15 protein-coding genes are annotated in these 19598 nt (G+C 70.1%); 5 read left to right on the top strand and 10 right to left on the bottom strand.

Translation table 11 applies throughout. The features are described from left to right. Positions 1-69: 69 nt before the first annotated feature. Complete coding sequence (locus tag HMUK_RS10180) at positions 70-942, bottom strand: dihydrodipicolinate synthase family protein (RefSeq protein WP_015763072.1); 873 nt, start codon at positions 940-942, stop codon at positions 70-72. 105 nt (positions 943-1047) lie between these two features. Here HMUK_RS10180 and HMUK_RS10175 point away from each other — a divergent pair, with 105 nt between their 5' ends. The 3 genes from HMUK_RS10175 to HMUK_RS10165 all read left to right on the top strand — a co-directional run bounded on the left by HMUK_RS10175 (position 1048) and on the right by HMUK_RS10165 (position 6019). Then, the gene (locus HMUK_RS10175; RefSeq protein WP_015763071.1) at positions 1048-3792 is read left to right on the top strand and encodes an ATP-dependent helicase; all 2745 of its coding nucleotides are present in this window, start codon (positions 1048-1050) and stop codon (positions 3790-3792) included. A gap of 119 nt (positions 3793-3911) precedes the next feature. Further along, on the top strand, positions 3912-4373 hold the full coding sequence (locus tag HMUK_RS10170) for a PH domain-containing protein (protein WP_015763070.1): 462 nt from the start codon (positions 3912-3914) through the stop codon (positions 4371-4373). Then, positions 4370-6019, top strand: a complete 1650-nt coding sequence (locus tag HMUK_RS10165; RefSeq protein WP_015763069.1) for a PH domain-containing protein — start codon at positions 4370-4372, stop codon at positions 6017-6019. The genes HMUK_RS10170 and HMUK_RS10165 overlap by 4 nt, the downstream gene beginning before the upstream one ends. Positions 6020-6065: 46 nt before the next feature. On the opposite strand, the gene HMUK_RS10160 is transcribed toward HMUK_RS10165, so the two are convergent. From HMUK_RS10160 to HMUK_RS10130, 7 genes are all read right to left on the bottom strand, one after another. After that, positions 6066-6902, bottom strand: a complete 837-nt coding sequence (locus HMUK_RS10160) for a phosphatase PAP2 family protein (protein ID WP_126967093.1) — start codon at positions 6900-6902, stop codon at positions 6066-6068. Between the two features lie 366 nt (positions 6903-7268). Then, positions 7269-10073, bottom strand: coding sequence for an AAA domain-containing protein (locus HMUK_RS10155; RefSeq protein WP_015763066.1), 2805 nt, complete (start codon positions 10071-10073; stop codon positions 7269-7271). Between the two features lie 60 nt (positions 10074-10133). Continuing rightward, complete coding sequence (locus tag HMUK_RS10150; RefSeq protein WP_174259123.1) at positions 10134-11309, bottom strand: AAA family ATPase; 1176 nt, start codon at positions 11307-11309, stop codon at positions 10134-10136. Between the two features lie 26 nt (positions 11310-11335). After that, a complete protein-coding gene (locus HMUK_RS10145; protein ID WP_015763064.1) occupies positions 11336-12868 on the bottom strand; it encodes a DUF7519 family protein in 1533 nt (510 codons plus the stop codon). Continuing rightward, the gene (locus HMUK_RS10140; protein WP_015763063.1) at positions 12869-14179 is read right to left on the bottom strand and encodes a DUF58 domain-containing protein; all 1311 of its coding nucleotides are present in this window, start codon (positions 14177-14179) and stop codon (positions 12869-12871) included. It abuts the gene before it with no gap. Continuing rightward, positions 14176-15090: a DUF7269 family protein gene (locus tag HMUK_RS10135; RefSeq protein ID WP_015763062.1), complete on the bottom strand. Its 915-nt coding sequence runs from the start codon at positions 15088-15090 to the stop codon at positions 14176-14178. The genes HMUK_RS10140 and HMUK_RS10135 overlap by 4 nt, the downstream gene beginning before the upstream one ends. Next, a complete protein-coding gene (locus tag HMUK_RS10130; protein ID WP_015763061.1) occupies positions 15087-16871 on the bottom strand; it encodes a DUF4129 domain-containing protein in 1785 nt (594 codons plus the stop codon). Before HMUK_RS10130 ends, HMUK_RS10135 begins: the two co-directional genes overlap by 4 nt. A gap of 167 nt (positions 16872-17038) precedes the next feature. On the opposite strand from HMUK_RS10130, the gene HMUK_RS10125 reads away from it, so the two are divergent. Beyond that, positions 17039-17584, top strand: a complete 546-nt coding sequence (locus tag HMUK_RS10125) for a hypothetical protein (protein ID WP_015763060.1) — start codon at positions 17039-17041, stop codon at positions 17582-17584. Next, positions 17584-17814 carry a hypothetical protein gene (locus HMUK_RS10120; RefSeq protein WP_015763059.1) on the top strand — a complete coding sequence of 77 codons (231 nt, stop codon included), beginning with the start codon at positions 17584-17586 and terminating at the stop codon, positions 17812-17814. The genes HMUK_RS10125 and HMUK_RS10120 overlap by 1 nt, the downstream gene beginning before the upstream one ends. Positions 17815-17895: 81 nt before the next feature. On the opposite strand, the gene HMUK_RS10115 is transcribed toward HMUK_RS10120, so the two are convergent. Further along, complete coding sequence (locus HMUK_RS10115) at positions 17896-18531, bottom strand: DUF6517 family protein (protein WP_015763058.1); 636 nt, start codon at positions 18529-18531, stop codon at positions 17896-17898. Positions 18532-18579: 48 nt separating this feature from the next. After that, positions 18580-19533, bottom strand: a complete 954-nt coding sequence (locus HMUK_RS10110) for a zinc-dependent metalloprotease (RefSeq protein ID WP_015763057.1) — start codon at positions 19531-19533, stop codon at positions 18580-18582. Positions 19534-19598 lie beyond the last annotated feature (65 nt).

Raw genomic sequence — 19598 nt, 5'->3', positions numbered from 1 at the left:
TGCGAGCGACGTTTGACCGATCAGCGAGCGAACGAGCGGCCGGGTAAGGCGATCCTACCGGCCGACGATCTACTCTTCCAGCCGCTCGACCAGTTCGGCGGCGGTCGCGTCGTCGAGTTCGACCAGTGGCGGACGGACCGCGGCGTTCTCGATGACGCCCCGCCTGGCGAGGATCGCCTTGCAGACCGGCGCGAATCCGTGTTCGGCGGCCGACCGGAACACGGGATCGATCTCGTCGAACTGGACCGTTCGGGCAGCGGCCACGTCCCCGTCGGCGACGGCGCTACCGGCCCGGCCGAGGGCCGCGGGCCGGACGTGCGTGACGGCGTTGATCCCGCCGTCGCCACCCATGAGCAGCGAGGGGACGTACTGGGCGTCCCAGCCCTGGAGCACCTCGAAGGAGTCGGGCGTCCGGTCGAGCAGTTCGTCGAAGTGAGTCAGGTCGCCACTGGAGTCCTTGATACCGTCGTAGCGGCCGCGTTCGGCCAGGGACGCGACGGTCTCGACGGCGAGGGACTGCCCGGTGGCACTGGGAATGTCGTAGAGGTACAGCGGGATCGACGCGCCGGCCGCGACGGCGTCGAAGAACCGTTCGTTGCCGGCAGGGGCGGCCTGGCCGCCGTAGTACGGAGCGACGACGAGCGCCGCGTCGGCACCCGCGTCGGCGGCGGCCGCGATGCGCTCGCGAACGGCTTCGACCGCCGTCCCGCCGACCCCGGCCATCACGCTCGCCCGGCCGTCGGCGGCCGCGACGGTCGTTTCGACGACGGTCCGTCGCTCGGAATCCGTCAGCGAGGCGAACTCGCCCGTGGTGCCACAGGGGACGAGCCTGTCGACACCGCCCGCGACGAGGTGGTCGACGAGCGACCGGAGCGACGCGCGATCGAGCGTGCCGTCGTCCTCGAACGGAGTCACCATCGGACAGCCGACGCTGTAGTCCATACCGGAGTCCGGAGTGGCAACGGGTTAGCGCTTGGGAATCGAGATTTCACTTTCACCGTGCGGTCCGAAGGCACTTGTCGCCCCAGTCCTACCCCTCGACAACGAATGGAGGGACGCGAACGGCTCGCGGGCGTCGATCCGGAGTTCGACCCCGAGAGCGTCGCGATCGACGACGGCGACGTGCTGGATCGGCTCGCGCCGGTCGTCCAGGAGTGGTGGGTCGAGCAGTTCGGCGAGTTCGTTCCGCACAACGGGGGGTTCTTCACTCCGCCACAGAAGGAGGCGATCCCGCTGATCCACGAGCGGGAGAACGCCCTGATCGCAGCGCCGACCGGCAGCGGCAAGACGCTCGCGTCCTTTACCGGTATCGTCAACGAGCTGTTCGCGAAGGCTCGCGAGGACGCACTCGACAACAGCGTCTACTGTCTGTACGTCTCGCCGCTGAAGTCACTGGCAAACGACATCCACCGGAATCTGGCGGTTCCGCTGACCGACATCACCGAGAAGCTCGACGAACGGGGCGAGGCCGTCGAGATCCGACACGCGATTCGCCACGGGGACACGAGCGACAGCGATCGCCAGCAGATGCTGGAGACGACGCCGCACATCCTCAACACGACGCCGGAGACGCTGGCTATCTTGCTCAACAGCCCGAAGTTCAAAGAGAAGCTCCGGACGGTGGAGTACGTCGTCGTCGACGAGATCCACAGCCTCGCCGAGAACAAGCGCGGGACCCACCTCTCGGTGTCTCTGGAGCGCCTGGAGGCGCTGGCCGACGGCTCGCCGACCCGGATCGGCTGCTCGGCGACCGTCGAGCCACTCGACGAGATGGCCCGGTTCCTGGTCGGGTGTGAGCGCCACGGCGCGGGCGGCGACGACTGGTCGCCCCGCGAGTGCGAGATCGTCGACGCGCGCTTCGCCCGTGACTTCGACGTGGAGTTGACGACGCCCACCGACGACCTGATCGACACCGCGCGAGACGTGATCCAGGGGCGGTTCTACGAGCAGCTCCACGAGCTGATTCAGGACCACACGAACACGCTCGTGTTCACGAACACGCGCTCGGGGGCCGAGCGAGTCCTGCACAATCTCCGCTCGGAGTTCGACGGCTACGGGGAGGACAACTCCGGGTGCCACCACGGGAGCCTCTCGAAAGAGCGCCGCCAGGAGATCGAGGAGCGTCTCAAAGCGGGGACACTCGACGTCGTGACGACCTCGACGAGTCTGGAGCTGGGGATCGACATGCCCCACGTCGATCTGGTCGTGCAGGTCGGCTCACCCAAGTCCGTCGCCGCGCTCCTCCAGCGAGTCGGTCGAGCGGGCCACCAGCTCGGAGAGACCGTCACGGGACGGGTCGTGGCGCTGGACCGGGACGAGCTGATCGAGTGTGCGGTGATGTTGAAGAAGGCAACGGAGGGGTTCGTCGACCGGGTGTTCGTCCCCGAACGCGCACAGGACGTGGCGACACAGCACGTCTACGGCATGGCGATCAACGCCGTCCGGCCCGAGCGCGAGGTCGAGGCGATTCTCCGCCGTGCATACCCCTATCGCGAGTACACCGACGACGAGTGGGAGCAGCTCTGTCGGTATCTCACCGCCGACTATCCGGGGATGGAAGACAAGAACGTCTACGCGAAGATCTGGCGAGACACGAACGATCCCCCCGACGGCGAGCACCACTACGAGGAGTACCCGGTGGGCGAACACCTGATCGGCAAGCGCGGGCGGATGGCCCGCGTCATCTACATGACCAACATCGGGACGATCCCCGACTCGTTCACCTGCGACGTGTACACCCGGGCGGGCGACGAGTGGGTCGGGCAACTCGACGAGGGCTACCTCGACACGCTTGAGAGCGGCGACGTGTTCGTCCTCGGAGGCGACAACTTCGAGTATCGCTATCGTCGGGGCTCGAAGGTGTACGTCGACCGGACCAGCGCACGGCCGACGGTCCCGTCGTGGTTCTCTGAACGGCTGCCGCTATCGTACGACCTCGGCCGGGAGATCCTCGCCTTCCAGCGCCAGCTACTGTCGCGACTCGACGAGGGCGGCCCGCCGGCCGTTCGACTGTGGCTCCGGGAGTTCCCCCTGGACGAGAACACCGTGCGTGCGATCACGCGGATGTTCTCCGAGCAGGTGGCCTACGCCGGCTCGAAGAGCGTCTCGACCGACGACCGGCTCGTGATCGAGGTCGCGCTGGACCACGACGAGTACGAGCGCCACTACTACGTCCACTCCGGGTACGGACGGCGGTTCAACGACGGCTTCTCGCGGCTCGTCGCCTACCGCGTCGCCCAGCGAGCCAGCGCCAACGTCCAGGTCGCCGTCGCCGACAACGGCTTCACCCTCTCGATGCCGCTGAACAGGAAAGTCGACATCGAGGGGATCGTCACCGACATCGATCCGACGGCGGTTCGGGCGGATCTGCGGGCCAGCCTCGACGGGACGGACCTGCTCCAGCGATACTTCCGGATCAACGCCACGCGGGCGCTGATGATCCTCAAGCGGTACAAGGGCTACGAGAAGTCGGCCAGCGAACAGCAGGTCAACGCCGAGATGCTGCTCTCGTTCGCCGAGGAACTGGGCGAGTTCGCCGTCGTCGAGGAGACGTATCGCGAGATCCTGGAAGACAAGCTCAACGTGGGCGCGATCGAGGACGTGACCGGCGCGATCCAGACCGGCGAGCTCGCCGTCGAGACCGTCCGCGTCGACTCGCCGTCGCCCCGCGCGTTCGGGCTGGCGACGCTGCTGGCCAGCGACGTGGTGCTGGCCGAAGACGAGTCCGCGGTGTTGCAGGCGTTTCACGACCGCGTGCTGGCGGCTATCGACGACGACGCTGGCGAGGTCTGATACCGGCCACGACACGACAGCACTCCACCGTCGGCAACGCCGCCGTCAGTGAGCGGGACGACGCCGAGCGAGAGTGGACCACACCAACCCTTTTCACCGCGCCGCCCCGGAAATCGCGCATGGAGAGGCTCAACTCCCGCGTGCAACTGCTGTGGATCGGGCGGGCGGTCGTGGTCGCGGCGCTGCTTGCGGGCGTCGCCGTCGCGATCGACCGCTTTGCGATTCCGGTCGACCCGCCGCTGATCGCCGCCGTCGTCGTCGTGGCGGCCGTTCTCGGGACCGTCCACGCCGTCCTCAGGTTTCGACGCTGGCGCTTCGAGATTCAGGACGACGCGCTCTTTCTGGTCCGTGGAGTCGTGACGCAGGTCGACACCTCGGTCCCCTACGTCCGGCTCCAGCACACCGACACCCAGCGCGGACCGGTCGAGCGCCTCGTCGGTCTCTCCAGCGTCGTCGTCTACACTGCCGGAACGCGGGGTGCCGACATCCGCATTCCGGGGCTGCGTCCGGAGCGAGCGACCGAACTGCGCGAGCAACTGCGCGAGCTCGCCGCCGAGAGCGAGGCCACCGACGCCGTATGAACCGTCTCCACCCGATCAGCGCCGTCGGTAGCGTCGTCACCGGCGTCGTCCGGCTCGGGAGCATCGGCTTCTTCGCCGGTATGATGCTCACGGGTCCACTGGACGTGCTCCCGCTCGAAGCGGTGTTCGTCCTCGCACCCGTCGGTGCCCTCGTCGGGGCGGCCTACGCCGTGGCGCGGTACTACCGCTTTACCTACGCACTCGCGGGGGGCACGCTGTCGGTCGACTCCGGCGTCTTCGACCGACAGGAACGGGAGATTCCGCTGGGACGGATCCAGAACGTCGACATCGAGCGCGGCCCCGTCCAGCGGCTCTTCGGCCTCGCCGTCGTGAAGTTCGAGACGGCCGGTGGGAGCGCGACGGAGGCGGTCCTGAACGCCGTCGACGTCGACGAGGCCAGAGCGCTCCAGTCGGCCGTCGCTCAGTACCGACGAGAGGGCGACGAGACGGCAAGCGACGAGGACGAGCCAGCACACGACACAGTGGCCCGAGAGCCGACAGGGCCAGGACAGCGCCGGATCTACGAGCTCTCGACCAGAGATCTGCTGACGCTCGCGCTCGTCTCGTTCCGGCCCGCAGCCCCCGCGGTGGTTCTCTTCGGAGTCCCGTTCGCACAGGAGTACGCGCTCCGACTGCTCTCGGCGACCGTCGAGACACTGGGCGGCCCGTCGACGGTCTCGCTGTCGGGGCTCCCGACCTACTCGACGGGAGAGACGCTGTTGACCGTCGGCGTCGCCGCGGCGCTGTTCGCACTCGCGGCCTGGCTCCTGAGTGCCGCGTTCACGATCACGGAGTACTACGGCTTTCACCTCGACTACGTCGGGGACGACCTGCGATACGAGCGCGGACTGATCCAGCAGTACAGCGGCTCGATCCCGCTGGAGAAGGTCCAGACGGTCACCGTCCGAGAGAACCTACTGATGCGACAGGTGGGATACGCCGCTCTGGCCGTCGAGACGGCCGGCTACGCGCCGGGTTCTGGGAGTCAGGACGCGAGCAACACGGCGATTCCGCTGGACGATCGCGAGACGGTGCTGGCCGTCGCCGAGGCGCTGACCGACGCCGACGTTCCGGCGATGGAGCGACTCCCCGACAGGTCGCGCCGACGCTACGCCGTCCGCTACTCGCTGCTCCCGGTCGTGGCGACGGGGCTGTTGCTTTCCGTCGACACGCTGGTCCAGACGGTCCCCTACTGGTACGCGCCGCTGGCGCTGCTCCCGGTCACGGCACTGGCCGGTCACCTGAGCTGGAAGCACCGCGGGTTCGCGCTGCTCGACCACCTCTTTGCCACCCGGAGCGGCGTCCTCGTGCGGTCGACCCGGCTGGTGCCGTACTACCGCGTCCAGACCGTGATCGACACGCGAACGGTGTTCCAGCGTCGCCTCTCGCTGGCCAGCGTGACCGCCGACACCGCCAGCACGGCGAGCCTGCTGGGCGGGGACGCGACGGCACACGACCTCGACGACCAGCGCGCCCGAACAGTCCACGAGACGCTCCGCGAGCGCCTGATGGCCGACCTCCGGGCCGGCGAACGGGGCGATCGACGGCAGGGACTGACGGCGCTGCTCGACGAGGCCGACGCTCCGGACGGGGCCGTCGATGCGGGTACGCCCGATCCGACCGAATCGTCCGCTCGCGAGCCGTAGCACGGCGAACGCGTTCGACATCGCCCGCGGTCGGCCGTCGAGTCGATCAGGCACCAGCGGTCCGGTCGGCCGAGAGCGGGAGTCGGTCGACGGCGACCGGCAAGAGGAGGATGCCGGCGACGAGCGCGGCGTAGACGACGGCCGCCAGCGGCGGCGCGACCGCCTCGCCGGCCCGATCGAGCACCAGTGCGTACGGGACGCCCACCGCCGCGAGGATCGCGCCGTCGAGGCGAGATCGGAGTCCGCTCGCGGCGTCGATCCAGCGGCTCCCCACCGCCCCACCGGCGCTGCCACCGAACGCGAGGATCGACTCGGAGCTGCCGCCGGTGACCAGTACGGCACCGACGGCCACCACGCCGGCCACGAGGAAGCCCCGTCCCGGACGCCGGCCGACGAACCGCCAGCAGGCCCCCAGGACGACGGCTCCGAGCGCCGCGCCGACGAGCACGTCACCCAGGTAGTGCAGCCCGAGGACCACCCGCGAGAGCGCGACGAGTGTCACGGCGAGGGCGACAGCGGCGACGACGCGTGCGTCGTCGAGACGGTCCCGGACGGTCGCGAGGCCCCCGTAGACGACGACCGCCGCGACCGCGTGGCCGCTGGGAAAGCCGTAGGGGTCGTTGGCCAGCGGGATGGAGCGGACCGAGGCCGGCGGTCGCCCCACGCCGATCGCGGCCTTCAGGAGGATCACGACCGCCAGTGCGACGAAGGCGTAGCTCACGACCGTGGCCGTCGAGCGCCGCTCGTCGAGCCAGTAGAGCAACGAGAGGACGAACAGCAGCGCCGTCGCACCCCCGAAGGCCGTGACGACGGCCGCCGGTTCGATCAGCCACCCCGGCGTCGCCTCCCAGATCGACCGGGACAGTGCAGTGAGTCGAATCACGGACGAGGAGTCGTCACATCGGCAGTTAAATCGAACGCCTCTGAGAACCGACTGTGGCCCAGAGAGGGGTAGACCCATCGAACTGGAAACAACGGCTACAACGCGCCCCGCCGAACCGACGACCGAACGTGAGCACAATGAATGATCCCGAATCGGTCGTTCCAGGACCGATCACGGCTATCTGGCGACCAATCGAGGGCGATGGCGAAGCTCTCTGAGGGGCGCGTGGCCACGTACCGGTGTCGGACCTGCGGGGTGCGGTTCAGTATCCCACAGCGCGAGACGGCCGTCTGTTGTCCGGTGTGTCGGATGAACCGAATCAAGCGCGTGACGGACTGAGCCCCGCAGGCGTCGGTGCCAGGGCCGTCAGCGAGCCCACTCGACCATCCGTTCGTACAGTTCGTCCGTCGAGAGCGCGCGTTCGTCGCCGACCAGCACGAGCGCCTTCTTCGCTCGCGTCAGGGCGACGTTGATGCGGCGGTAGTCCTCGAAGATCGGGCCGTCGAGCGACCCCGTGGCGACGAAGGAGACGACGATGACCTCCTTGCTCGATCCCTGGAAGCGATCGACCGTGTCGACGGTGACCCCCTCGGGGACGTGTTTGTCGATCTCTGCGACCTGCGCACGGTAGGGTGCGATCACGCCGACGGCCTCGCTCTCGATCCCGGCAGCGAGGTAGGCATCGACCACGTCGGCGACCGCCCTCGCCTCCGCCGGGTTCGTGTTGCCGTCGACGTGCCCGTCGGGATCGACGAAGTTGACGCCGTCACGCAGCGTCTCCGGGAGCGCGTCGAGCGTGACGCCGTCCAGGTCCGCGATCCGCTGGGCCGCCACCTCGCCGGTGGCCGGCCGGAGCTGGCCGTCGTAGAACTCCCGCGAGGCGAACGCCTGGATCTGCTGGGCCATCCGGTACTGACGGTCGAGCAGGACGCTTGCGTCGGGATAGGCCTCGATGAGTCGCTCGAACAGCGACCGCGAGAGCGTCTCGTCCTCGCTCTGGACCACCGGCGGGAGCTGCTGGTGGTCGCCGACGAGGACGAACCGGTCGGCCAGCGTCGTGGCGGCCAGCGTCCCCGGCTCCGTGAGCTGGCCGGCCTCGTCGACGATCGCCACGTCGAACGACTGGGTCTTGGCGACCCGGGAGCCACAGGAGGCCGTCGTCGCCGCGACGACGCTCGCGTCCTCCAGCCGGCCGACGCAGTCGTCGGGATCGCCGGCCGTCTCCAGGCGGTACTGCTGCATGTCCTCTCGGACGCCGCTCTCGGTGCCCAGCCGGACGATGTCGGTAAAGCCCTGCTCTTCGAGGGCCTCGATGCAGTTGTCCACGGCGCGGTTGGTGAACGCCGAGAGCAACACCCGGTCGCCCCGTGCCACCAGCGCACGGACGATCCGGGCGAGCGTGTAGGTCTTGCCCGTTCCCGGCGGCCCGTGGACGAGCGCGCAGTCGTCGGCTCCGACGGCGAGCCGGACCGCCTCGTTCTGGGCGTCGTTGTTGTCGATGAACGTCTCGTCGATCGATCGGAACGCGGGCTCGCGCCGGTCGAAGAGCACGTCCTTCTGTTCGGGCGGCTGGGTGAGCAGGGCGTCGTGGAGCGCCGTCAACATCCGATCCGTGCCGATCTCGGAGGGGTACACGTCCAGGCGACGCAGTTCGACCGGCTCGTCGGTCGTGACGACGATCTCACCGCGGGTCGAATCGTCGCCGCTGCTCGCGGTTTCACCGCTCGCACCGTCTGCGGACTCGCTGTGCTCGTCCGCACGGCTCGCGTGTCGCTTCGCTCCCGCTCGCGTCTCCGAGACCCCCTCGTCGCTTCGCTCCTCGCGCGTCTCGCTACCCAGCCGCTCGACGCGAGCGAGTTCGGCGTCGCCGTCGATCGGGTCGCCGTCGCTGGCGAGCGCGATGTCCCCTTCGCGGATCTTCGAGACCGCACCCGTGCCGCGGGCTCGCAGCTCCCAGCGGCCGCCGTCGAGTCGGCGCTCGCCCGTCGGTTCGAGGTCGATCAGGGCGCGGTCGTCGTCGGCCCGCTGTTCTGGGCGCTGGTCCCACAGCTTGGCGTACTCGCGGTGGACGGCCCGGCGCTCGGCCTCGATCGCCCGGTAGAACCGGTCGAAGTACTCGCGCTCTTGCTCGGGGATGGCGGTTCCGACCTGGCCGGCCTTGGACTCCTGGTCCAGTCGCCCGGAGACCGCCATACAGGTGTCTTGTTCGAAACAGTACTCACACTTTGCGTCGGCCTCGTAGCCCGTCGGGACGCTCGCGTCGTACTCCATGGCCGCGATCTCGTTGCGCGTTCGGACGACGAAGTTCAGCAGGCCGTCGTTGATCGAGAACTCCTTGGCCGGCGAGAGATCGCCGGACTCCTCGGTCCGCTCGACGGCGGCGTTCTTGGTGTACAGCAGCGTGCCGGTGTCGGGCGCTTCCTCGCGGCGCTCGCCGAGGAGCAACGCGTAGCAGGCCGCCTGGATCTTGTCCTGAAAGCGGGGCTCTCTGCGGGTGTTCTTCCCGGTCTTGAGCTCGACCGGCATCCCGCGCCGGACGGCGTCGGCCCGCCCCTTGATGCCGTAGCGCGAGGAGATGAGCGTCATCTCGGATCGCCACTCGTCTTCTTCGGTCAGGGTTCCCTGCTGGAGCCACCCCTCGATTGCCTCGGCGTGGTCGCGAACGTCGGCGGCGACCTCGTCGGCGTCGCGGCCGAGCAGCCCGAGATCGAGTCCGGCGTCCTCGACGTGGGCCGCTACCGCCTCCGCCACGTCCCGGCCCCGGAGCAGATCGCCGAAGACCTCGTGGACGATAGTCCCCTTGACGACCGGGTAGGCCTGAGGGGTCCCCGAGAGCTTGTTGAGGTAGTACATCCGCGGGCACTGGACCCACGAGCGAACGTCGGTCACGTCGACCAGAAAGTCCGGTTCGACGACGATCCGTGCGTCGCTGCCCACGGAGTACTGGGTCTCGCCTCGGTACTCGCGCGGTTCGGCGTCGTAGACGGCGACGCTCATGCCGGGTTCGAGCACCGCGCCGGTCTCGGTCCACTTGCCCCACAGCGTGACGGTGACGGGCTCGCCGCGCCCGTCGTCGGGCCGAACCGTCACCTCACAGAGATCGCTCTCGCCGTACTGCGTGTTGACGGTCTGCTCGTCGCCCACCTCGACCGCGACGCCGCGTAATTGCACGCACGGAGCCTGGCGGGCAGGCCGAAAAACGCTGTCGGTCGGGGTGGGCCGGCGGCCGTCTCAAAACAGGTCGTCGTCCGATCCGTCGGGCTCTGCGTCGCCGTCGGTCGTCGTCGAGTCTGGAGCGGGCGCGTCCGTCGACACGTCGCCGGACGGCTCCTCGTGGCCGTTGGTCGCCTGCTCGGTCGCGGGCGTCGTCTCGGCGGACCCTTCCGGGGACTCCGCGGCCGACTCGTCTGCTCCGGCGTCCGAGTCGGGGGCGTCGGGCGAGACGGCCGGCACCTCGACGCGGTCCAGCGCGTCGCGGACGACATCGGCGGCCTCGGTGCCCTCGACAGTGGCGTTCGTCGAGAGCACGACCCGGTGGGCCATCGTCGCCACGGCGAGGCGTTTCACGTCGTCCGGGACGACGTAGTCCCGACCCGCGAGGACGGCGCTGGCACGCGCCGCCTCGAACACCCGCTGGACGCCACGGGGAGAGACGCCGACCTCGGATCGCTCGTCGGCCCGCGTCTCTCGGGCGATGTCGACGATGTACCGTCGGACCGGGACCCGAACCGAGACGTCCTCGGCGAGGTCCTGTAGCTCGCGGACGGTGGCCTCCTCGATCACCGGCTCGACGCTCGGGGCGAGTGTCCGGCGCTTCGCTCGCCGGTCGAGTAGCTCCATCTCGCCGTCGACCGAGGGGTACCCCAGCGAGGTCTTGACGCTGAAGCGGTCTCGCTGTGCCTCGGGCAGTCGGAAGGTCCCCTCCTGTTCGATCGGATTCTGGGTCGCCACGACGACGAAGGGGTCGGGCAGCTCGTGTGTCGTCCCGTCGACGCTGACCTGTCCCTCCTCCATGGCCTCCAGCAGCGCCGACTGGGTCTTGGGCGGCGCGCGGTTGATCTCGTCGGCCAGCACGACGTTGGCGAAGATCGGTCCCGGGGAGAACTCGAAGGTCCCTTCGTGTTCGTTGTAGACGTTCGAGCCGGTCACGTCCGCCGGCAGCAGGTCCGGCGTGAACTGGATGCGGGTGAACTCAAGGCCGAGCGCCTCTGCGAGGACGCGGGCAGTGACCGTCTTGCCGGTGCCGGGCACGTCCTCCAGCAGGACGTGTCCCTTCGCGAGGACGGCAGACAGGACTTCGTGGAGGACAGTGCGCTCGACGACGGCGGCTTCCTCGATACGCTCGACGACGGAGAGGCAGGTCTGAGCTCCATCTTCGACCGTGTCGCCGCCGGAATGGTGGACCATGCGCGGTGGCTCGTCGCCCGCCCCCATCAATCTCTCCCTTCCCCGGCGACGTATCCCCGCAGCGGCGTCAGTAACACCAGGACGCCGAAGACGGCCAGCGCGGCCGCGACGGTCGCCGCGACCTCGCCGGCCAGCGACGTACGCACCACGTCGAGCAGGCTCAGCGAGAGCACCGCGGCCGCGCCGAGAGCGACCGCGACGACGGCGTGGAACAGCTCCAGCCGTCTCGTCTCGGGGAGGTGGCCCAGTTCGGCGGTGACACCCAGCCCGAACGAGGACACGTCCCAGACGACCATCGCGACCACGGCCGTCGCGAGGACGAGCGGCGTCGGCACCCCGGTGAGGGCCGCGCCGATCGTGGCGAGGACCATCCCGCCGGCCGCGAGCGCCGGGCCGCCAGCGCGCTCGGGGACCAGGGAGAGGTACTGCGCGGCGACGAGCGTCCAGCCAAGCAGGTAGAGCGCGATCGGGCCAAGCACCAGGAACGCCACGAGGACGATGGGCGGTGCGCCGCCGGGCACCGGGATCAGCGACAGGGCGAAAGGGAGGAATCCGAGCACGAGCACCAGCCCCGCCGCGACAGGCGCAAGCAAGCGGTTCGCCGTCGTGTCGACCGGGCGGGTCAGCCGGCGCAGCGCGAGCGCGCCCACTCCGAGCGCGAGCGTCACCACGCCGACGCCGAGGACGGCGACGACCGGGATCGGCGTCGCGAGCACGGGAAAGAGCAGTCGGGCTGGCGGGAAGAGCGCGTACACCGCGTCGAACCACCCCAGGAACCAGGCGGGGAGAACACAGAGCACGGCGACGAGGGTGCCGATCAGGACCACGGTCGTGGCGCGTCTGAGCTGTCCGAGTCGTCTGTCGACGGCTCCACGGCGCTTTCGGGGCGTGAGCTGTCGGATCGGCAGCCAGCGCAGCCCCAGTCGGACGGAGAGGACGCCGACGAAGACGACGACGAGGAACGTCGAGAGCGCCGCGGTCGGATCCGAGCCGCTCCCGGCCGGACCGACCACAGCGCGAACGAGCAGGGCGGCTCCGCCGAGCACGAGCACGACGATCCCCCAGCCGACCATCGAGAGGTAGGTCAGCCCCTCCTGGAACAGCGCCGGGCGGACGGCCGACGCACTGGTCGTGTCCGTCCACGTGCTCCCGAGCGCGACCAGTGCCACGGCGAAGCCGCCGAAGAAGACGCCGTAGGCCGGGCTGGTGACCAGCAGCGCCGTGAGACCGGCCAACAGCGCCGCACCGGCCGGCAGGAAGCAGATCTGCCCGACGAACAGCGACACGAACCGCTCGCGGGTCAGCAGCGCGAGTCCGGCGGTCAGTAGCCCGGTGACGGTGCCGAAAGCGAGTGTCAGCCGACCCAGCCGGGCGCAGGCGGGGACGATCAGCGACGGGACCAGCCCGTCGAACCGGAGGCCGTAGTTCCACGGACAGGTCGTCGCGACGACGAACAGCCCGAAGACCAGCACGGACGCGATCGTCAGACTCGTCGCCCGCGGCCGCCCCTCGTCGCCGAGGGCGCTCGGCCGATCGAGACGGGGACCGAACAGCGCCATCTACGGGACCCCCCCAGTGCCGGTCGGACGCTGACTCGGCAGCCGTGCGTCGGCCGCGAACGCGTACGCCAGCGCCATCGGGAGCGGCGTCCCCCGTCGCCAGTCCGTCGCGCGCGCGCCGGTCGCCTGACAGCGAGCCAGTCGCGTGTACCGCTGGACCTGTTCGAACTGTCCGCCGACGGTGTTGTCCGTCACCACGTCCGGCGAGAGGACGACGGCGGGGTACCCCTGCGAGCGCCACGCCTGTACGGCCTCGACGGGCAGATCGTCGAGCAGTGGCGAGAACAGTGCCAGCTGTGCGCCCGGCGGTACCAGGTCGAGCAGCTCGGCCAGCTGGCGGTCGATGTCGGGCGCGCCGCCGGTCACCTCCGTCGCCGTCCGGAAGTAATCGATCGCTCGGGACCGCTGCCCGTCGCCGCTCTCGGGGGCCAGCCAGTGGAGTCCGGCCGGCCCCGGACCGTCGGCTCCGATCACCGCGACGCCGACGTCGTGACCGCTGGCGACGAAGTCGGTGACCGCGTGGGTCGCCGCGTAGGCGGACAGTTCGACGGCCGTGGGTCGGCCGGGACCCGCCGAGACGCGACTGATGCGGCGAGCGTCGACGACGAGGACGACCGAGGCCGCCCGGCGGCGCTCGTAGTCGATCGTCGTCAGCTCGCCGGTCTTGGCGTACGTCCGCCAGTCGATCCGGCGCGCGTCGTCGCCGCGCCGGTACTCCCGAGTCGAGTGGAAGGTGAGTCCCTCGCCCGGTTCGTCGGTCGTCAGGTCGCCGACGAACTGCGCGCCCTGGTCGTCGATCGGTGGCGCGTCCGCGTCGAGGCGGCAGACGAGCCGTGTGTCGCCCGACACAGTCGGGCGCAGCGTCGTGACGCTCGTGCCCCCGAGGCTCCGGACCCTGACGCGCGGGGGTTCGAACTCGTGGACGCCGCGGCGAGCGATCAGCACGTACTCTATCGTCGTCGTCGCGCCGGCTTCGAGCGCCACGCCCGTCCGAGGAGAGCCACGCGTCACCGCCAGGTCCGCCGGGACGGCGTCGACGACGCGGAGGTCGGACACCGGCCGGTCGCCCTCGTTGGTCAGTTCGAGCGTGACGTGGACCGGCGTCCCCGGCGGCGACAGCTCCGGCTCGACGTGGCGAGTGACCGAGAGCGAGACCGAACCGGGACCGCTCGTGACCAGCGAGTACGCGAGATACACCAGCGGAACGACCGCGGCGAGGAGTAACGCGCCGCTGCGGGCCACGAGCCCGGCCGCAGCGAACAGCGTCGCAGCCGCCACCGTCGCCCGCCAGCGCGTCGACTGCCGGCTCATCGCGCACCACCGTCCGTGGCAAAGCGGTCCCGCTCTCCGGCGTCCCCGCTCCCGTCGGATTCTCGGGCCGGCTCGTCGGCGTCGTCGACTGGCTCGGCGCTTTCGTCGACCTCTGCGTCGCCGTCCGCGTCGGCCGGCTCGACACCGACCGCGACCCCGCGGGCCTCGCTACCGGGTGGTCGCGGGCCGCGGGCGGTCGCCAGCGGATCGACAGCGCGCTGGACGGTGCCGTCGACGCCGCGCTGGAGGTCTTCGAGTCGGGGCTGGCTGACCGGGACCGAGCGGGACGCGTTCTGGCCCGGCACCGTCGGCACCGCGTCGTCGGCCGCCTCTGCGACGGCCTGGACGGCGATCTGGAGGTGTCGCCTGACGACGCGCTCCGGGAAGAGCCAGGCCTCGATCCGGGCTCGCAGCGAACGCGGGGGCGGATCGACGCCCGGATCGAGCACGGCGGCCCCGATCTGGTGGTCGGTCCAGCTCCCAGCAGCCAGCGACTCCTCGACGGCGGCTCGATCGCCCTCTCGGATCACCAGCGCGTCGACGAGCGCGCGCCTGAGAACCGGCCGAACGGTGTCGTAGCCGGCCTCGACCGTCCCTTCGGAGCGCGCCGTCTGACCGGCGTCCGCGAGGACGGCCCCGAAGGACTCGCCCGAAAGGGCGTCCTCGCCGCGGCTCCGCTCCGGCGCGCGGTCGAAGAGCGCGCCGTCGTCGGTCCACGGCGGCGGCAGGGCCAGCCCGTCACCGCCCGGCGAGGCGAGCAGCTTCCAGAGCGCCACGCCGACGCCGAAGATCGCGAGCAGCGCGACGGCGCTGGCGACGATCGTCTCCGCCGTCTCCGGAACGCCGGCCGCGAGCGCGGCGACTCCGAGGAGGATCGACGCGACACCGCCGCCGACGGCGAGGCGGTTCACGCCGACCCCCCCTCGGAGTCGTCGCGGATCTCCTCCAGGGCCGCGCGAGCCCGCGCTACCTGTCCGTCGGTGAGCGACTCGTCGCCGTACTCGACGGCCCGGAACGTGTCGGTCAGTTCGCGGACCGGCTCGGGCGAGAGGCCGCGATCGATCGCCCGACGGGAGACCTCGCCGGCCGTGCGCCGGGGCCACGTCTCGGGGGCGACCCGACCGGCGAACGCACGCCACACGCGGCGGAACTGTGCGCGCCGCGAGAGCGTCGTCTCGTCGTCCGCGTCTCCGGATTCGCCCGCGAGGTCGTCGCGGTCGCTCTCGTCGGCACCTAGCCAGCTCGGCCCGCGGGCGAGAGCGCGGACGAGCGCGAGCAGGCGGGCGGGAAGCGACGTGAGCCAGCGGCCGGCGTCCGCGAGCGGCGTCGCGTCTGGACCCATCAGTCGGTCCCACAGACGCCGGAGACGGCGTTCGAGGCTCCCGACGGCAGCTTCGAGTCGCCCGGACAGCCACAGGCCGTCGGAGGCCAGTCGGCGGCCGAGACGGCGGAACCAGCCGGCGGTCGCTCGGGCCGCCTCGACCGCGCTGTAGTCGCTCCGGAGGAAGGCGACGAGTCCGACGACCGCCAGCAGCGCCAGCGACCCCAGCAGTGCGATCGTGCGGCCAAAGCGGAGAAACACGTACGCGAGCGCCAGGACGCTGACGGCGACGCCGGAGCCGATCGCCACACCGCGACGACCGGCGATCGAGTAGCCGGCCGCCGGCACGCCGACGAGCGCGAGGACGGCGAGGACGGTCAGCAGGATCGTCGGCGCGAACGCCAACAGGACCGGCGTGGTGGCCACCTGATCGGCCGTCGCGACGGTGAGCCGTGCCGTCGGGTCGGCCGGAAGCGTCATCTCGACGTGGCCGTCCGCGTCCGTTCGACCCAGTCGCTCGCCGCCGACCAGCGCCGTGGCGTTGACCGCCGGGCGGTCGCCGAGCCGGGCGACGACCGTCGCGTTCTGCCCCGGCAGCGCGAGCAGTGCGTCGGTCCGTATCGTCGCGTCGAGGCGGAGGACGACGATCTCGGTCTCGCGTTCGAAGGCCCCCCGTTCGACGTGGACGGTGAGCGTCCGGTCGCCCTCGATCGGCGCGCGAATCTCGATCGTGCCGTCTGCGTCGGTCCGTCCGATCGTCCGTCCGTCGACCGACACCGTCGCGTCGGCCACGGGGTTGCCCTGGATCGTCGCCCGCAGCGTCGTCGTCTCGCCGGGGTAGGGCTGTTCGTCGACCGAGAGATCGATCCGGCCACGGACCGGGTACGCGCCCGACCCGTTCTGAGCCTGTTGCTGGGCCACGCCGTCGAGGGCGGCGACACCGAGGCCGGATCGGTCGACGGTCTTCAGCGGCGCGTCCGAGTCGCCGGTGTCGATGCTGGCCTCACAGCTGCCCCCGCCGGGCAGTTCAACCCGGACCTGCAGGGTCTGCTCGTAGGGGACGGTGCCGACGACCCGTCCGTCCTCGTCGGTCCGGCCGACGCGTTCGCCGTTGAACCACACCGGTGAGTCCGACACCGGCTCCTCGTCGTACAGGACCGTCGTGGTGAGTTCGTGTCCGGCGACCGGATCCTCGGAGAAGAGGATCTGGCAGTCCGACTCCCCGCTCAGGAACTCCGGGGGCGTCGGCTGTGGTGCCGTGGCTGGCATGGCGGCTGCGGCGACGAGGAGGCCGACGACACACGTCGCCACGATCAGGAGCTGTCGGGTCGGGGCGTTCGTCCGGGCGGCGGTGCGGTGCGTAGGGACCATGGTCTCAGTGGGTCGCCGCCGCGCGGGGAGGGCAGCCGGGCGGCCCGGCGAGACGGCGGACGACTGCTCTATTGCACGTCTCGGATTCGGGTGCAAAGAAATCCCCGGTCCAGCCGGCGATCGGACCGACCGAAGGGTATTTTCAGAACCGCCCCCAAACGGGCTCCATGCGCGTTCGTGAGTGGGACGACATCCTCGAAGACGTGGTCGAATCGAACGCCGATCCCGGTGGCTGGCGGGCCGTCGGCGGCGACCGCGCGAGCGGCATCGGCGAAGACCTCTACATCGGCCACCCGGCTGCCGGCGTCTTCCAGCTCAAGACCTACGCCAAGAACCCCTACGACGTGCAGGGCGTGGGATCGCAGGTGGCTCGCCGGATCGACGACGAGCTCGATCCGCTGTTTCCCGAGCAGGGGACCGGTGCCTTCGGCGTCCAACAGCCCGTCGAGGACGAAGACGAGGCCGAGGAGACGGCGAAGGAACTGGAGACCGTCCTCGAAACCCACGCCGACGCGCCGACGACGCCCGACGCGCTGTTCGAGGACGTGATGGACGCGCTGGACTCGCCGGCCTACGGGCCGATGGACTTCGACCACTACGATCGGCCCGAGGAGATGGACGAGCTGACCGACACCTTCGAGGAAGCCGAGGAGTTGCTCGAAGCCGAGTTCGAGGACGTCGTCGACGAGGACGTTGGCAGGGGCTTTCACTGATGGTCCAGCCCTCCGTCACGGACGAGGACCGGCGGTCGTTCCTCCTGAAGTTCCGCGTCGGCTTCGCCCTGTTCGTGGGCGTGTCGATGGCACTCGTCGCACTGAACGTCTCGGCCAGCCTCCCGACGATCGGTGGGGCCGGCGTCGCCGGGACGGTCGCCGGTGCCGTGCTCGGCTGGTGGGTGTTCCCCGACAGCGTGGCGCTTGGCTTCGTGAACCGGCGTCGCTGAGACGACCGACGACCCGTCCGTCGTTGCTACCCCGAGGTGGCGATCCGCGTCTACGACGTAACGAGGAGAGAGCCGACTCGTTTACTCGCCGTGCTGGAGGCCGTCGAGCATCGCGAAGACGTGTGTCTCTTCGCCGGAGAGTTGCTGTGGGTAGAGCCCCAGCGCCACGACGTAGTCCCCGTCGTGTTTCACCGTCGTCACGTGAATGTACACGTCGATGGACTGCCCGCCCAGCTCTGCCGTCCCGCCGTACTTCTGGACGCCCGTCTCGGTTCCGAGGACCGTGTGTGTCCGGTTTTCGACCCGCTGGCCGACGCTGAGACCGTCGTAGCTGGAGCTAAACTGCGACAGCAGCTCGCGGTTGGACATGTCACTGAGCGGGTTGAACGTCTGTGAGGCGACGCTCACCTCCGGGCTGGAGAACGTGGCGAACACCGCCGCCCGCTGTTCGCCCAGCGGGCCGAGGTCGATCGAGCGCTCGTACTGTGCGAGGTGGTTCGTCACGTTGACCTGCCGGCTCTGGCCCGCGACGGTGAACTCCCGAGAGACCGTCTGGCTCTCGTTGAGCGTCTGCTCGTAGCCAGTTTCCGAGAGGGTCTCGTCGCCGACACTCGCGGGTGCGGATTCGAACGCGAGCGCTTCGTCACCGATGAGAAAGCCACAGCCGGCCGTGGTCGCGACGAGCGCGACCGACAGGAGAATCGCCAGTGTGCGCATACAGATGGGATTACGCCAGCGAACATATGCTTGCTGGCCATCGGAGCGTCACGGGTCGACGCGACGGAGCCACGCGGCGGGATCGTCCAACTCGGTGTCGGTCGGTAGCGAGTCGGGACCGTCCCAGACCGCGCCGGCCCCCGCGACGCCGCGCTCGTCCGCGACGGCGTCGAAGAAGGCCTTGCCCCGTTCGTACTGGCGGCGCTTCATCCCCAGCCCGAGCAGCCTGCGGACCAGCTTCGCGACCGGTCCCTGGCCGCCTCTGCGCTCGTCGAGCTTGCGCCGGAGGTCGTCGTACTCGTCGTCGAAGGCGCGATCCATGACGAGTTCGGCGTACCCTTCGACGGCCGTCATCGTCGTGTCGAGCTCGCCCAGCGAGGCCCGGTCGATCGAGCCCTCGGTGAGCGCGCCGATGGCGTCTTCCATCGTCGACTCCAGGTGATCGGAGAGCCACGGGGCCGCGCCGAACTCCGCGGCGTGGGCGACCTCGTGGAAGGCGATCCAGCGACGGAAGCGGTCGGGATCGACGGCGAGTGTCGACGCGACCTGTTCGATGTTCGGGTGGACGAAGTACAGCGCGTGGTCGTCGCCGTCGTCGGCCAGCAAGAGCGGGTCGTACTGCCCGAGGACGTTCCGGCCCAGGAACGAGAGCGCGAACGCCATCGAGCCGGTGTTGGCGACGCGGGCGACGCCCGGCATGAGGTCGGCTTGCTGTTCGAGCGGACGCATCACCCGCTCGAAGGTCTCGACGTTGGCGTCGATCCAGTGGTGGCGGTTCTGGATCTCGACGGTCTCCGGGAGGTCGAAGCCGATGTCGGCGACGTCGCGAACGCGGTCGCGAGCGGCACGCACGTCGTCGGCGTAGGCCACCTCCTGCCGATCGGTGAGTGCCAGCGAGCCGGGATCGGTCGAACTCTTGGCCGCTGACGCGACGGCGTCCCAGTCGATCGGTCCGTCACCGGAGGCCCCGGCGACGGCCTGCACGCTGTGGTACAATCCCATACGCGCACAAGGCGACGGGTCGGGATAGGCCTTCTCCCCGTGGGCCCGTTCCCGGCTTCGGACTC

The sequence above is a fragment of the Halomicrobium mukohataei DSM 12286 genome, assembly GCF_000023965.1.
Taxonomy (GTDB): Archaea; Halobacteriota; Halobacteria; order Halobacteriales; family Haloarculaceae; genus Halomicrobium; species Halomicrobium mukohataei.
The sequence above is the reverse complement of the archived record's forward strand: the minus strand, read 5'-3'. Positions and strand labels throughout refer to the sequence as shown.

Excerpts from the sequence above, each read along its gene's own strand:
- HMUK_RS10140 (WP_015763063.1), bottom strand. The coding sequence starts at position 14,179 with ATGAGCCGGCAGTCGACGCGCTGGCGGGCGACGGTGGCGGCTGCGACG.
- HMUK_RS10110 (WP_015763057.1), bottom strand. The coding sequence starts at position 19,533 with ATGGGATTGTACCACAGCGTGCAGGCCGTCGCCGGGGCCTCCGGTGAC.
- HMUK_RS10120 (WP_015763059.1), top strand. The coding sequence starts at position 17,584 with ATGGTCCAGCCCTCCGTCACGGACGAGGACCGGCGGTCGTTCCTCCTG.
- HMUK_RS10145 (WP_015763064.1), bottom strand. The coding sequence starts at position 12,868 with ATGGCGCTGTTCGGTCCCCGTCTCGATCGGCCGAGCGCCCTCGGCGAC.
- HMUK_RS10150 (WP_174259123.1), bottom strand. The coding sequence starts at position 11,309 with ATGGTCCACCATTCCGGCGGCGACACGGTCGAAGATGGAGCTCAGACC.
- HMUK_RS10175 (WP_015763071.1), top strand. The coding sequence starts at position 1,048 with ATGGAGGGACGCGAACGGCTCGCGGGCGTCGATCCGGAGTTCGACCCC.
- HMUK_RS10115 (WP_015763058.1), bottom strand. The coding sequence starts at position 18,531 with ATGCGCACACTGGCGATTCTCCTGTCGGTCGCGCTCGTCGCGACCACG.
- HMUK_RS10130 (WP_015763061.1), bottom strand. The coding sequence starts at position 16,871 with ATGGTCCCTACGCACCGCACCGCCGCCCGGACGAACGCCCCGACCCGA.
- HMUK_RS10165 (WP_015763069.1), top strand. The coding sequence starts at position 4,370 with ATGAACCGTCTCCACCCGATCAGCGCCGTCGGTAGCGTCGTCACCGGC.
- HMUK_RS10125 (WP_015763060.1), top strand. The coding sequence starts at position 17,039 with ATGCGCGTTCGTGAGTGGGACGACATCCTCGAAGACGTGGTCGAATCG.
- HMUK_RS10170 (WP_015763070.1), top strand. The coding sequence starts at position 3,912 with ATGGAGAGGCTCAACTCCCGCGTGCAACTGCTGTGGATCGGGCGGGCG.
- HMUK_RS10180 (WP_015763072.1), bottom strand. The coding sequence starts at position 942 with ATGGACTACAGCGTCGGCTGTCCGATGGTGACTCCGTTCGAGGACGAC.